The sequence below is a fragment of the Streptomyces sp. NPDC056452 genome, assembly GCF_042796085.1.
Lineage (GTDB): Bacteria > Actinomycetota > Actinomycetes > Streptomycetales > Streptomycetaceae > Streptomyces.
On record NZ_JBHTRI010000062.1, the window covers coordinates 1 to 13,655 of the forward strand.

The window sequence follows — 13,655 nt, forward strand, 5'->3', positions numbered from 1 at the left end:
GCGACGCTTCGTCGCGGGGCGGGGGCAGTTGCCGAGTTCCCGGCTATCGGCTCCTGGTGCGCTCGCCGAGGCTGAGGACGGTGTACAGGAGAAGGGAGGAGGCGAGGCCCACCGCCCAGCCGTAGTCGGCGAGCGGCTTCAGGAACGGGATCAGGCCGTCGGCGGGGAACGGCCCCTTGCCCGGGGCCGAGTGGGAGCCGCCCACCGCGAGAACACCACCGGTCACGAAGGCCGCCACAGCACGCCAGTTCCAGCCGTTCGAGTACCAGTAACGGCCGCCGGGCCGGTAGAGGTCGGGCAGGTCCAGGACGGTGCGGCGGATGATCCAGTAGTCGGCGATCAGGATGCCGGCCACCGTACCGAGCAGACCCCCCACCAGGCCGAGCCAGGTGAAGATGTACAGCTCGGGGGTCTCGGTGAGCTTCCACGGCATGATCACGACGCCGACGACACCCGTGATCAGGGCACCCGTACGGAAGTTGATCAACTTCGGCGCCAGGTTCGCCAGGTCGTACGCGGGTGACACGACGTTCGCGGCGATGTTCACGGAGATCGTCGCGATCAGGACCGTGATCAGGCCGAAGAGGAGGCCGAAGACGTTGTCGGTCTTGGCGACGAGCTGCACCGGGTCCCAGATGGCCTCCCCGTACACGGCCTGCGAGCCGGAGGTGACGAAGACGGAGAGCAGCGCGAAGAACGTCATGGTGGTCGGCAGCCCGAGCGACTGCCCCCAGATCTGGGCGCGTTGGCCGGCACCGAAGCGGGTGAAGTCGGGGATGTTCAGCGACAGCGTGGACCAGAAGGCGATCATGCCCATCAGGGACGGGAAGAAGACCGGCCAGAAGTCGGATCCCCAGCCGAGCGCGGACGGCTGGTCCAGGAGCGGGCCGAGACCGCCCGCCTTGACCGCGATCCACACCAGCAGGACCACCGCGCCGACGATGACGAAGGGCGCCGCCCAGTTCTCGAAGCGCCTCAGGGTGTCCATACCCCGGTAGATGATGGCGAGTTCGAGCACCCAGAAGAGGGCGAAGCAGAGCCAGAGCGTCCAGGGCTGCCCGCCGATCTCGTCGGCCTGTGCCCAGCCGCCGAAGATCTTGCCGAGCAGGGTGAAGATGCCCACTCCACCGATCCAGGTCTGGATCCCGAACCAGGCGCAGGCGACTCCCGCCCGGATCAGCGCGGGCAGGTTGGCGCCGCGCAGCCCGAAGGAGGCGCGGGCCAGCACGGGGAACGGGATCCCGTACTTGGGTCCGGCGTGCCCGGTGAGCAGCATCGGTGCCAGCACGATCAGGTTGGCCAAGGCGATCGTGAAGACGGCCTGCTTCCAGTCCATGCCGAGTGCGACGAGCCCCGAGGCCAGGAGCCAGGACGGGATGTTGTGCGCCATCCCGATCCACAGGGCGGCGAAGTTGTACGTCGTCCAGCGGCGCCGCTCCAGGGGGACGGGCAGCAGGTCGTCGTTGACGAAGTGGGGGTCGTCGGGGACGGATCCGGGGGCGAGTTCGATCCGGCCGGACGGGTCGGCTATCTGCTCGCCGGTACTGGACGGTGGCCCGGCTGGGCCGGGTGGGACGGTGGCGGTCATGGCGACGGGACCCTTCGCTCGGGAGCGGTGCCGTGCGGGGCGCGGGGGGTTGTGCGGTGCGGACGGTGGGTGGAGAGAGTCGTGGGGGGAACGGGTCAGGCGGAGAGCGCGGGAATGATCGTGGAACCGTAGGCGTCGATGGTCGCCTCCCGCGCGTCGTGCATGTTGTAGACGGCGAACTGGTCGACGCCCAGGTCCCGCAGGGCCTGCAGCTTCTCGATGTGCGCCTCGGCCGGACCCAGCAGGCAGAACCGGTCGACGATCTCGTCGGGGACGAAGGCCGTGTCCGGGTTCCCGGTGCGGCCGTGATGGCTGTAGTCGTATCCCGACCGTCCCGCGATGTACGCCGTGAGGGCTTCGGGCACGAGGTCCGAGTGCTCCCCGTACCGGGAGACGAGGTCGGCGACGTGGTTGCCGACCATTCCGCCGAACCAGCGGCACTGCTCGCGGGCGTGGTCCAGGTCCTCGCTCACATAGGCGGGCGCGGCGACGCAGATGGTGAGGGAGTCCGGGTCACGGCCGGCGTCGGCCGCCGCGTCCCGTACTGCCTTGACCATCCACTCGGTCAGGTAGGGATCGGCCAGCTGGAGGATGAACCCGTCGGCCTTCTGCCCGGCGAGTGCGAGGGCCTTGGGTCCGTACGCCCCCATCCAGACGGGAAGTCGGCCGTTCTTCACCCAGGGGATCTGGACCGGCTGCCCGTCGACGGTGGCCTCACGGCCCTCGGCGAGGTCGCGGATCACGTCGATGGCCTCGCCGAGCCTGGCCAGGGTGTTGGGCTTGCGGCCGGCCACACGCATCGCCGAGTCGCCGCGTCCGATGCCGCAGACGGTGCGGTTGCCGTACATCTCGTTGAGGGTGGCGAAGGTGGAGGCGGTGACCTCCCAGGTGCGGGTGCCGGGGTTGGTGACCATCGGGCCGACGACGAGCCGCTCCGTGTGCTCCAGGATCCGGCTGTAGATGACGAAGGGCTCCTGCCAGAGCACCGTCGAGTCGAAGGTCCACCCGTAGCGGAAGCCGTTCCGTTCCGCGCGGCGCATCAGCCCGACCACGGCCGAGGCGGGCGGGTCGGTCTGGAGGACGAGTCCGAAGTCCATGGCAGGTGCTCCTAGTCCAGGTACTGACAGGTGGCGCGCGGGGTGTACATACCGTGACCGGCCCGGCCGGTGAACTTCCGTTCGTCGACGACGACTTCACCGCGCGAGAGGACGGTCTCCACCTGGCCGGTGAGCTGCCTGCCCTCGTACGCCGAGTAGTCGACGTTCATGTGGTGCGTCTCCGCGGAGATCGTCTGCTGGGCATGCGGGTCGTAGATGACGACGTCTGCGTCCGCCCCCGGCGCGATGGTGCCCTTCTTCGGGTAGAGGCCGAACATCCGGGCCGGGGAGGCGCAGGCGATCTCGATCCAGCGGCGCCGGGTGATGTGGCCGTCCACGACGGCCTGGTGGAGGAGGTCCATGCGGTTCTCGACGCCGGGCATGCCGTTGGGGATCTTCGAGAAGTCGCCCCGGCCCATCTCCTTCTGCCCCGAGAAGCAGAACGGGCAGTGATCGGTGGAGACGACCTGCAGTTCGTTGTTCCGCAGACCGCGCCAGAGCGCCTCCTGGTGCTCCTTGGGGCGCAGCGGGGTGGAGCAGACGTATTTCGCGCCTTCGAAGTCGGGCTCGGCGAGATTGTCCGTGGAGAGGAAGAGGTACTGCGGACAGGTCTCGCCGAAGACCGGGAGCCCCTTGTGGCGGGCTGCGGCGATCTCCGAGACGGCTTCGTCGGCGGAGACGTGGACCACGTACAGCGGCGATCCGGCGACCCTGGCGAGCTGGATGGCGCGGTGGGTGGCCTCTGCCTCCAGCGCCACCTTGCGTACGTCACCGTGGTAGCGCGGGTCGGTGCGGCCCTCGGCGAGTGCCTGCTCGACGAGGACGTCGATGGCGATGCCGTTCTCGGCGTGCATCATGATCAGGCCACCGTTGCCGGAGGCCCGCTGCATGGCGCGCAGGATCTGGCCGTCGTCGCTGTAGAAGACGCCGGGGTAGGCCATGAAGAGTTTGAACGAGGTGATGCCCTCGGCCACCAGGAGGTCCATCTCCTTGAGCGAGGACGCGTTCACGTCGGAGAGGATCATGTGGAACGCGTAGTCGATGGCGCAGTTGCCGTCGGCTTTCGCGTACCAGTTGTCGAGTCCTTCGCGCAGGGACCGGCCCATGCTCTGGATGGCGAAGTCCACGATCGTCGTGGTGCCGCCCCAGGCGGCGGCCCGGGTGCCGGTCTCGAAGGTGTCGGCGGCGAAGGTCCCGCCGAACGGCATCTCCATGTGCGTGTGCGCGTCGACACCGCCCGGGATGACGTACTTCCCGGTGGCGTCGATTCTCCTGTCGGCGCTCCAGCTCTCGGCCGCGTCGGTGCCGTGGGCGGCGAGGGCGACGATCCGTCCACCTTCGATGAGTACGTCGGCGTGGATCTCGTCGGACGCGGTGATGACGAGGCCGCCGTGGATGACGGTGCGACTCATGTGCCCCTCCTCGCGGTGGCGGAATGGGTCTACGCACGTAGTTACGGTGCGTGGTGAAGAACGTAGAAGTGGGTTACCCACTGTGGCAATACCGCTGCTGCTAACCCATGAAGACGTTTCTGTTTCCGGCCCGGCACACCCCACCGGCCCAACGGACGGGCGGGCGACGCGCTGCCCGCCGGGCGACTGAGCGCTCCGGCGGGCGGCAGGGGTCAGGTCGCCGCTTGCAGGGCGTCGGCCATGATCGCCGCGCCCTCCTCGGCCTCGGCGACAGTGAGCGACAGGGGTGGTGCGATCCGCAGGACGCTGGTGCTGTGACCGCCGCCCTTCCCGATGAGCAGACCGCCCGCGCGGGCCGCTTCGAGCACGGCGGCTGCGGCTTCCGGATTCGCCTCGTCGGTGCCGGGTTTCACCAGTTCGATGCCGATCATGAGGCCCCTCCCCCGCACCTCGCGCACGGCAGCGCAGCCCGCACCGACCGCCCGGAGCCGCTCGATGAGCAGCCCGCCGACCCGGCGGGCGTTGCCCTGGAGGTCGTGTTCCAGGTGGTACGAGAGGTTGGCCAGGCCCGCCGCCATGGTGACCGGAGAGCCGCCGAACGTCGAAATGGAGTTGGCGTCCAGGCAGTTCATGACCTCGGCTCGGGCGACGACTCCGCCGATGGACATGCCGTTGCCGATGCCCTTGGCGAAGGTCAGGATGTCCGGCGGTCCGTTCTCTCCATGCGCCTGCCAGCCCCAGAAATGCTCACCGGTCCGTCCCCAGCCGGTCTGCACCTCGTCGGAGATCCACAGGATGCCGTGCCGGTCGAGGACTTCGCGGAAGGCCGCGTACAGCCCGTCGGGCGGCGCGGTGAATCCGCCCACGCCCTGGATGGGCTCGGCGATCAGCGCCGCGGCCTCCCTGGTGTGCCCGAGCAGATCCTCCAGATCGGCCACGCACGCCTTGATGAACCGTTCGTCGCTCAGCTCCGCGTACGGTCCGCGGGTCCGGACGCCGCCGTGGACGTACAGCGTCTGGAGCGGTGACAGGCTGGTGGGCGACCAGGCCTGGTTGCCGGTGATGGACACCGCCGAGAACGACCTGCCGTGGTAGCTGTTGCGCATCGCGAGGATCTGGTTCGACCTGCGGTACGCGGTGGCCAGCAGCAGAGCGGTGTCGTTGGCCTCGGTCCCCGAGGTGGTGAAGAAGACCCGGGCGTCGGGGATGCCGGAGAGCGTGGCGATCCGCTCGGCGAGCTCCACCATCGGCCGGTTGAGGTAGAGCGTGGAGGAGTGGATGATCCGGCCGGCCTGCTCGGTGACGGCCTTGGTCACCTCGGGCAGGGCGTGCGCGGTCATCGTGGTGAGGATGCCGCCGAAGAAGTCGAGGTAGCGGTTCCCGTCCGCGTCCCAGACGTGCCGCCCCTCCCCGTGGGTGATCTCCAGGGGCTTGCGGTAGTAGAGGGCGAGCCAGTCGGGGCTGACGGCCAGATGCCGCTCGTGCAGTCCGGTCACGGCTCCACCAGCCCGTCGTACGCGTCCGGCCGGCGGTCCCGGTAGAACGCCCACTGCTGCCGGACCTCGTCGATGAGTCCGAAGTCGAGGTCGCGTACGAGGAGTTCCTCCGCCTTGTCGCTGGCGACCTCGCCGACGAACTGGCCCCGCGGGTCGACGAAGTAGCTCGTGCCGTAGAAGTCGTTGTCGCCGTACTCCTCCTGGCCGACGCGGTTGATCGCGGCGATGAAGTACTCGTTGGCGACGGCGGAGGCGGGCTGTTCCAGCTGCCACAGGTAGCTGGAGAGGCCGCGCGAGGTGGCTGACGGGTTGTACACCAACTGGGCACCGTTCAGTCCGAGTTGGCGCCAGCCCTCGGGGAAGTGCCGGTCGTAGCAGATGTAGACGCCGACTCTGCCGACGGCGGTGTCGAACACCGGCCAACCGGCGTTCCCGGGCTTGAAGTAGTACTTCTCCCAGAAGCCCTTGACCTGCGGGATGTGGTGCTTGCGGTACTTGCCGAGGTACGAGCCGTCGGCATCGATCACCGCCGCGGTGTTGTAGTAGAAACCGGACTGTTCGAGCTCGAAGACCGGCACGACGATCACCATGCCCGTCTCCCGGGCCAGATCCTGCATCCGGCGGACGGTCGGCCCGTCCGGGACGGCTTCCGCCCAGCGGTAGTGCTCGGGCTCCTGTACCTGGCAGAAGTACGGGGCGTTGAACACCTCCTGGAAGCCGATGATCTTCGCGCCCTGCCGGGCTGCCTCGCGAGCATGGTCCTCATGCTTGGCGATCATGGATTCGGTATCGCCGGTCCAGGTCGCCTGGACAAGTGCGGCGCGTACGACGTGGGACATGAGCTGCTCCTTCGACGCGGCGTCAGAGAGCCTCTACGCGTTTTCTACGCCCGTAGACACGATGCATAGGAGGAGAACGTAAGCCCCGTCACACAACGGGGCAAGACCATCGCCGTGAACCGGCGGAGTCGATCATGTTTCATACCCGAGCGGTCCACACCGCTCCCGGCGGCGGACCGTCCAGTGCGCGCAGGGTCCCGTAAGCGGCCTGGACGAACGGCGCGAGCGGGGTGGGGGCCGAGTTCGTCCACGCGACGAGTCCGGTACCGGAGCCGGGAAGGAAGCCCGCGAACGCGGTGAAACCCCGGGTCCCGCCGGAGTGGTGGAGCAGTGCTCCGTCCGGGCGCGGCCGGAGGTTCCAGATGAGGCACAGCCGCGAACCGGTCCGCGGAACACTCAGCCGGGGGCGCTGGACCTCGGCGAGCGCGGTGCGCAGCGCGGGGCTCGGAGCGGTGTCCGGGGCGAGGAGAGCGCCGAGGACGCGGAGCAGGTCCCGGGCACTGGAGCGCACCGCGCCGGCGGCTGCCAGTCCGGGCATCAACAGGGCCGGACGTGCTCTGCCGTGCCAATGCCCGGTGGCCTGGGGCCGGTTGGGATCGCAGTCGGTGTCGGCCAGGCCGAGGGGCTCGATGACGCGCTCGGCCAGCAGCGCGGCGTAGTCGCCCCCGGCGCCGCCTGCCGCACGGGCGAGCACGTGGCCCAGCAGGCCACCGCCGAAGTTGGAGTAGTGGACCCGGGAGCCGGGCCGGTACCGGAGCCGGGTGCGGGCGAGGGACACCAGCAGGTCCGTCTCGGAGAAGCCCGCGTACGGGTTGCTGAGCCATCCGCTGCGGACCGCGCGGGCGAGGAGCCCGGGTGGCAGCCGGGGCAGACCGGAGGTGTGGGTGGCCAGGTGCAGAAGGGTGAGGGGCGGCCCGGGAAGCCTGAACGGCAGGTAGCGGTCGGCGCGGTCGCCGTAACCGACCTCGCCCCTGGCGACCAGCTCGGCGAGCAGCAGGGCGGTGAACGTCTTGGTGAGCGAGCCCGTCTCGAACCGGGTGTCCTCCCCGACCGGCCCGCGGCAGAGCACCGCACGTTCGTCACCGCGGAGGGCCGCCACCGCCGCGCCCGGCCCCTTGGCCGCCGCCAGCAGGGGCTGGAGGCGGCCGGCCAGCGGCGGTTCGCTCACCGCGGCCCCGCCGCCCGGGCGAGTGCGACGGATCCGGCGACGGCGGTGACGACGACGGTGTGCTGGTGGTCCGTGAAGCGCTGCTGCGGGTCGGCGTCCACCGGGTCGCTGTCCCGGGGCACGAGTCCGTCCTCGTGCTGGAGGGCGGCCAAGGCCTCCCAGTCGTCCGGAGAGCAGTAGGGCTCCGGGAGCGAGGCGCCGACGATGAGCAGCTCCGCCACGAGGTCCCACTGGCCGACCTCGCGCCAGATGTCGATCCATACCGGCAGCCACGTGGTGACGTACGCGGCGAGTGCGGGCGGCAGTCCGTCCGGGTCCGCGCCCCAGTCGGTGAGGTGGAAGACGGTGTGGGTCATCGCGTAGGCGGTGATCCAGTTGATGGCCCAGGGCTCCGGCGTCGCACCGAGCCAGGTGGCTCCGGCCAGCGCCGTCAGGTCCTCGGCGTGCTCCAGGCCCACGACGCGGGCGGCGTTGGCGACGGCGAGCCGGCGGTTGGGCAGCATCTCGACACTGTTCACCGACCGCATACGGGCCCGGTGGGCCAGCAGCCGGTCGAGGCCTTCGTGGCGGTACCCGCAGCGGACGAAGGGGGCGTACATCTCCAGCGGGTCCGTCATCAGGGTGTGGCGGAGCTGGCGTTCGTAGATCATGTCGCCGCGACGGAACTGCTCCCAGGTGAAGTCCATCAGGCTCTGGGCGGCGACCAGCCGGCCCGGTCCGGCGACACCGTCGCGCAGGATGAGTGACGCGGCGAGGGTGGTCTCCCCCAGAGGTTTGTAGACGCTGTCGGGGTCGGCCATCGTCTCGGTGGTGTCGGGCGGCAGGCCGCCGAGGGCACGGTTCGCGTGCAGCCACGACAGGGCCCGGTCGGCCATGCTCCGGGCGGCCAGGGTCACGGGCTCGGGAATCGTCATGCGTGTGCCGCCTTCGGGACCGTGCGGGGGCGCCGTTCGAGGAAATGGCGCACGATCGCCAGATCGAGGGCCGTGCGCGGCCCCGCCCCGCCCACGAGCCGTACGTGTTCTGCGGCGAGTGCCGGGTCCAGCGGCAGTTCCGTGCCGTCGTGGCGCAGCCAGGCCAGCCAGCGGATGAGCCGTACGGCCGTCGGGAAGTCGCGGCGCAGGATCGAGCGGCTGACGCCCCGGCTCAGCGGCAGGGCACCGCCGCGCGCCGCGTCGTGCACCGGTCCGTCGAGGCCGAGGGTGGCGAGCGGGGCGAGTTGGGCCATACGGACGGACCAGGTCTGCCAGTGCGCGGTGCCGGTGAGCTCGGCCTCGTCCGCGGGCGGGGGCGCGAGCGCCCGGAGGGTGTCGTCCCCGGCGAGCCGGGCGAGGAGCTGCGCGGTCGCCCAGTCGCGCCGGGCGGCCGTTCTCTCCGCCATGGCATCGGAGGCCGGGAAGGACTCGAAGGCCTTGGCCACGATGGCCGCGTCCTGCGCCGGGAACGGATGGCCCGCCAGGAGCTGGGGGCTGAGGGCATCGGCCCCGAGCACCCGGACGGCCGCGAGGGCCGCGAGGGTGTCAGGGGCGTCGTCGACGTACCGCGCCAGCTGTACAGCGTCCCCGGTGCCCGTGAGGGCACCGAGGACGCTGCCTGCCAGGGCATCAGTCGCCGCGGCGAATGCTGACTGGGAACTCACTTGCCCCGGGGCTCCTTCGGCTCCTTCGGAGACAGGAGCAGGAGCGCGAGCAGGAAGCCCGCGGCCTCCGGGGTGTAGAGCGGGGCGTCACTGACGGGGGCCTCGGGCTCCACCATCAGTGCGCCGAGCGCCGTGGTCTCGGTCGTCGTTGCGGTGAGAGTGATCTCCTGGGCAAGCATGGTGCCTCCTCATCACTGGGACATGCGGAGACATATCCCTCTTGTGGGGATATGCCTCGACCGAGCCTAAAGGGTGGAATGAGATTTCTCTTCGCAAGGCCGGGCTCATGGGGATCTTGCGCGGGAGAGCACCCCAGCTCGTAGCCTCCGGTAACCATTCGAGCGAAGGGGATCCCTTGCGTTGCACCCGCGCCGGGCCGGGCGACGGCTTCCGCGTGAGGACCGCCGCCGCACCGGCCGCCGCACGACGAACGGGGTGCCGTACGAGGAGGGGGGCGCCGCACTGGGGGCGGGCGTCTTTCCCAGCGGTACAGGGGCGTGGCCCGGCTGCGGTCTAAGGTGCCGCGATGCCCGCCACCCGCAGGGCGTGGACCAGGTCCCACTCCCGCGCCGCGGACACCTCGCGGGCGGCGGCGAGCAGTTGGGGGACGAGGTGGCTCGGACCGCCCTCGGCGATCAGCGCCGCGTCCTGTGCCGTCCGTACCCGCACGAAGGCACCCAGCAGGGCCCGCGCCTCGGGCTCCAGCCCGGCCCGGTCGAGGGCGACCACGGCGTCGGCGATCTCCGCGGCCGGCCGGGCCACACCCTGCCGGAGCAGCTGCCCGCAGTCCTCGGCGCGGCCGGCTGCGGCCAACGCGCCTGCGGCTGCGGCGAGTTCGGCGGGCGGCAGGGAGGACACCTCCCACAGCAGGGTGCCCCAGTCGGCGGCCAGACCGGCCCGGTGCAGGGCCACGGCGAGTACCGGCAGATGCCCGGCCGGCCAGGCCGCCGCCTCGCAGAGCACCACGTGCGCCTCGCCGCTGCGGCCCTCCGCGCGCAGCCGTACGAGCAGGGCGACGGCGTCGTCGGCGGCGCGGCGGGCGGCCGGGTCGGGGGCGGCGGCCTGCGGCGCCGACGCGGTCGCGCTCTCCGCGGGAGCACCGCCGAAGCGGGCGCCGCGCGGTACGGCGGTGGCCGGTGTGGGCTCGGGCAGCACGGGAACGACGGACGGGGCGGGGGCCGCCTCCGTGTCGTCCTCCAGCTCCAGACCGGCGAAACGGGCTCCGCGCGGCTTCTTGCGCTTGGGTGCGGGCCGCACCTCCGGCACGGGGCCGGCGTCCTCACCCCGCGCCCCGGACGGGCGGCGGGGTGCCGGGACCTGGTGCGCACTCCGGGCATGTTCAGGTTCTTGTGCGCGACCGTCCCCGTCCGCACGGAACCAGTTGTCCGGCACGGTGTTCTCCACGGCGGCCAGCCGGTTGCGGAGTTCCGCGCAGCGGGCCGTGGCGCGGGCGTGGTCGTCGCGCGCCCAGGCCAGGGTGTCGGGCTCCACACCCGGCGCGTGCGCGCCGTCGCCCCCGGCAGCCCTCAACCGCTGGGCTGCATGGGTCTGTTCCCGGAGCATGAGCCCCAGGCGGTCGACGAGGGCCTGCCGTCCGCCCGGCCGCCGGTCGTGCGCACCGGCGGAAGCGGTGTACAGCGCGGCGGCCCGTACGGATTCCTGCGCGGCGACGTCGTTGCCACGCGCCGCCGCGAGGTCCTGGAGGAGCGATTCGACGACGTCCCAGGGGGGCACCTCCACGCCGTCGAAGCAGGCGCGCATGCCCTCCGGATCGCGTGCACAGAAGACTCCGTACCAGCCCTGCCCCGGGTCGAGCAGGGCCGCAAGATCTCGTAGGTACTGTGCGAACTTCCTTATGTCCCACGCATGCTGATGCACTGTCACCGTCGCCCTCACCGGCTGCCGACTGGAACATTCCAGTCCGCTGGCATTCGACCGCAGGCGTGTTACGGGCGGGCTACGCGCGGTTTTCGGGCGTGGTGCGTCAGGAGCGCGGGACGGGCGGCGCACGCCCCTCAGAAGGTGACGGCGATCCCGGTGTGGGGGCGCTTGCCGAGCCGTACGACCATGGCGGGCCAGTCCAGGATCCAGAACTTCCACGTGTACTTGCGGGCAAGCACCTTGCGCACGCCCGCCATCTCCGTCCCGTCGAGCAGCCGCGCGGTCCCTTCGGCGCTGGGCGCGCCCTCGGCGATCCGGCCGCGGACGTCGCACACGGTGACGACGACCCGGGGGTCGTTGCGCAGCCGCTTGACCTTCCACGAATCGCTCCGTGTCCAGACGTACAGGACGTCGCCGTCCGCCGCGGCCCAGACGGGCGTGGCGACGGGCGTGCCGTCCTTCCGGTACGTGGTGAGGCTGACGTACTCGCTGCGGGCGAAGTCCTGGAGAGTCACGGGCGTGACCCTACTCCGCCCTACGCCGTGAGCGGCAGCGCCCCCGGGAGGGGTCCGGACGCGGGTACCGGCCGCGGTCCGGCCACCGGCTCCGGCTCGGGTCCGCACCGTGCCAGCACGTCGTCCATCGACAGGCCGAGGACGCCCGCCACCGCAGCCACGGTGAAGAAGGCGGGGGTGGGGGCCCGGCCCGTCTCGATCTTGCGGAGCGTCTCGGCGGAGATTCCGGCGCTCGCGGCGACCGCGACCATGCTGCGTCCGCCGCGCGCCCCACGCAGCAGCTCGCCGAGCCGCTCGCCGCGGCGGCGCTCTTCCGGGGTCAGGGGTGTCCGTACCATGCCGTCATTGTAATACCGCTTCGACCGGTATAGTAATTGGCATGGTTCAGCTCAAGACAGACACACATATCGAAGCCATGCGTGAGGCCGGCCGGGTCGTCGCGCAGGTGCTCACTTCCGTACAGAAGGCGGCCGCCGTCGGCGTATCTTTGCGCGAGCTCGACGGGACCGCGCGCGAGATCCTGCGGGATGCGGGGGCCACCTCGCCGTTCTTCAACTACCGGCCGCACTTCGCTCCCACCCCGTTCCCCGCGGTGATCTGCGCGTCCGTCAACGACGCGATCGTGCACGGCATCCCGAACGACTACCGGCTCCGCGACGGCGATCTGGTGAGCATCGACGCGGGCGCGACGCTGAACGGCTGGGTCGGCGACTCGGCGGTCAGCTTCACCGTCGGCCGTCCCCGGCCCGCCGACACCCGGCTGATCGACACGGCCTTCGCGGCCCTGGACGCCGGCATCGCGGCGGCGCGCGTGGGCAACCGGATCGGCGACATCGCCCACGCGATCGGCACGGTGTGCAGGGATGCCGGCTACGGAATCATGGAGGACTTCGGCGGCCACGGCGTGGGCCGCACGATGCACGAGGACCCGTCCGTGCCGAACGAGGGGCCGGCCGGCCGCGGCATGCCGCTGCGGCACGGGATGGTGCTGGCCATCGAACCGATGCTGATCGGCAGCGGCCGCGACGACTTCCGTCCGGACCCGGACGGCTGGACCCTCCGTACGACCGACGGCAGCCGGGCGGCCCACGCCGAGCACACGGTGGCCATCACGGACAGCGGACCCCGGATCCTGACGGCGCTCTGAGCCTCGGCCCCGGCACCCGCGGCAGGACCTGCGCACGGGGCGGCCGGTGGTCGCCCCGGCCGGCCGGCGTTCGTCACGTCCGGTTCTCGGCAACGAACGTGCGGGCCAGCTCCAGGCCGGCGGTGACGGCGGCCTCGGGGCTCTCGATCGGCGACACCCTGGAGTTCTTGAACAGGATGTAGGTGACGCCGGACGCGGTACCGCCGGTCTTCGGGTCGGGATCGATGCCGAGCGCCTCCGCGGCGGCGTACGACGCCTCGCCGATGATCCCGGTGGGACCGGTGTCCCCGACGACGGCGTACTGGACCTTTCCCCGGTAGATGACGGCGGCCACGGCCCCGCCCGCGATCCCGGACTCGGTGTGGTTCCAGAGCGGGCCGGGGCCGGGCACGACCACGTACGGCAGCCGGGCGGAGTCCAGGGGCTTGCCGCCCGAGGTCTGGAACGCCGTGTCGGGCAGGAAGGAGGGGTCGGTCTTCCTGCTGCACGCAGCGGTGACCCGGCCGTCGCAGTCGATGTCCATGTCCGCCTCCCAGAACACGGCTCCCTTCGTCCCGCACACCGGAACCTTCGCCGGCCCGCCCTGGTCCATTCGGTACTTCCCGCGCGAGATCGGGGTGCAGGTCTTCACCCGGGCCAGCAGGTCGGCAGCGCTCACCGGGTCCGCCCCGGTCTCTCCACCGCCGGCGGCTGCGGGAAGGGCCGTGGCCGGAAGAGCCGCGGCGGCGAGCAGAGCGGCGCCTGAGACGACGGAGAGAACGAGCATGCGTGTACGCACCGTGGGGGATGCCCTTTCACTGGACGCGAAGGACCCGGCGGGCCCTTTCTTGCCGACGCGGCCGGGGCAGCCCCGGCCGCTTCACGCCTCGGGGC

General features: G+C 71.2%; 14 protein-coding genes. 1 reads left to right on the forward strand and 13 read right to left on the reverse strand.

The annotated features are described in order from the left end of the window. Nucleotides 1-43: 43 nt before the first annotated feature. The 12 genes from ACFQ6X_RS34615 to ACFQ6X_RS34670 form a co-directional block, all read right to left on the reverse strand. Nucleotides 44-1,588: an NCS1 family nucleobase:cation symporter-1 gene (locus ACFQ6X_RS34615; RefSeq protein WP_383187796.1), complete on the reverse strand. Its 1,545-nt coding sequence runs from the start codon at nt 1,586-1,588 to the stop codon at nt 44-46. Nucleotides 1,589-1,683: 95 nt separating this feature from the next. After that, nucleotides 1,684-2,685: a TIGR03842 family LLM class F420-dependent oxidoreductase gene (locus ACFQ6X_RS34620; RefSeq protein ID WP_383187799.1), complete on the reverse strand. Its 1,002-nt coding sequence runs from the start codon at nt 2,683-2,685 to the stop codon at nt 1,684-1,686. 11 nt (nt 2,686-2,696) lie between these two features. Continuing rightward, nucleotides 2,697-4,097, reverse strand: coding sequence for a dihydropyrimidinase (gene hydA, locus ACFQ6X_RS34625; RefSeq protein ID WP_383187802.1), 1,401 nt, complete (start codon nt 4,095-4,097; stop codon nt 2,697-2,699). A 212-nt stretch (nt 4,098-4,309) separates the two neighbouring features. Further along, entirely contained in the window at nt 4,310-5,593 is a 1,284-nt protein-coding gene (locus ACFQ6X_RS34630; RefSeq protein WP_383187804.1) for an aspartate aminotransferase family protein, read from the reverse strand. Then, the gene (locus ACFQ6X_RS34635) at nt 5,590-6,432 is read right to left on the reverse strand and encodes a nitrilase-related carbon-nitrogen hydrolase (protein ID WP_329205942.1); all 843 of its coding nucleotides are present in this window, start codon (nt 6,430-6,432) and stop codon (nt 5,590-5,592) included. Before ACFQ6X_RS34635 ends, ACFQ6X_RS34630 begins: the two co-directional genes overlap by 4 nt. Nucleotides 6,433-6,571: 139 nt before the next feature. Further along, nucleotides 6,572-7,600: a serine hydrolase domain-containing protein gene (locus ACFQ6X_RS34640; RefSeq protein ID WP_383187807.1), complete on the reverse strand. Its 1,029-nt coding sequence runs from the start codon at nt 7,598-7,600 to the stop codon at nt 6,572-6,574. Next, entirely contained in the window at nt 7,597-8,514 is a 918-nt protein-coding gene (locus ACFQ6X_RS34645) for a DUF6895 family protein (RefSeq protein WP_383187810.1), read from the reverse strand. The genes ACFQ6X_RS34640 and ACFQ6X_RS34645 overlap by 4 nt, the downstream gene beginning before the upstream one ends. Further along, nucleotides 8,511-9,239: a hypothetical protein gene (locus ACFQ6X_RS34650; RefSeq protein WP_383187812.1), complete on the reverse strand. Its 729-nt coding sequence runs from the start codon at nt 9,237-9,239 to the stop codon at nt 8,511-8,513. The genes ACFQ6X_RS34645 and ACFQ6X_RS34650 overlap by 4 nt, the downstream gene beginning before the upstream one ends. Beyond that, entirely contained in the window at nt 9,236-9,418 is a 183-nt protein-coding gene (locus tag ACFQ6X_RS34655; RefSeq protein ID WP_383187815.1) for a hypothetical protein, read from the reverse strand. Before ACFQ6X_RS34655 ends, ACFQ6X_RS34650 begins: the two co-directional genes overlap by 4 nt. 334 nt (nt 9,419-9,752) lie before the next feature. Beyond that, nucleotides 9,753-11,123, reverse strand: a complete 1,371-nt coding sequence (locus ACFQ6X_RS34660) for a hypothetical protein (protein WP_383187818.1) — start codon at nt 11,121-11,123, stop codon at nt 9,753-9,755. Nucleotides 11,124-11,254: 131 nt separating this feature from the next. Next, a complete protein-coding gene (locus tag ACFQ6X_RS34665) occupies nt 11,255-11,635 on the reverse strand; it encodes a PPOX class F420-dependent oxidoreductase (RefSeq protein WP_329205950.1) in 381 nt (126 codons plus the stop codon). Between the two features lie 20 nt (nt 11,636-11,655). Further along, nucleotides 11,656-11,973, reverse strand: coding sequence for a helix-turn-helix domain-containing protein (locus tag ACFQ6X_RS34670; protein ID WP_383187821.1), 318 nt, complete (start codon nt 11,971-11,973; stop codon nt 11,656-11,658). A 41-nt stretch (nt 11,974-12,014) separates the two neighbouring features. On the opposite strand from ACFQ6X_RS34670, the gene map reads away from it, so the two are divergent. Further along, complete coding sequence (map, locus tag ACFQ6X_RS34675; RefSeq protein WP_383187824.1) at nt 12,015-12,782, forward strand: type I methionyl aminopeptidase; 768 nt, start codon at nt 12,015-12,017, stop codon at nt 12,780-12,782. A 73-nt stretch (nt 12,783-12,855) separates the two neighbouring features. Here map and ACFQ6X_RS34680 read toward each other — a convergent pair whose 3' ends face one another. Continuing rightward, entirely contained in the window at nt 12,856-13,560 is a 705-nt protein-coding gene (locus ACFQ6X_RS34680) for a glycoside hydrolase family 75 protein (protein ID WP_383187827.1), read from the reverse strand. Nucleotides 13,561-13,655: the final 95 nt, after the last annotated feature.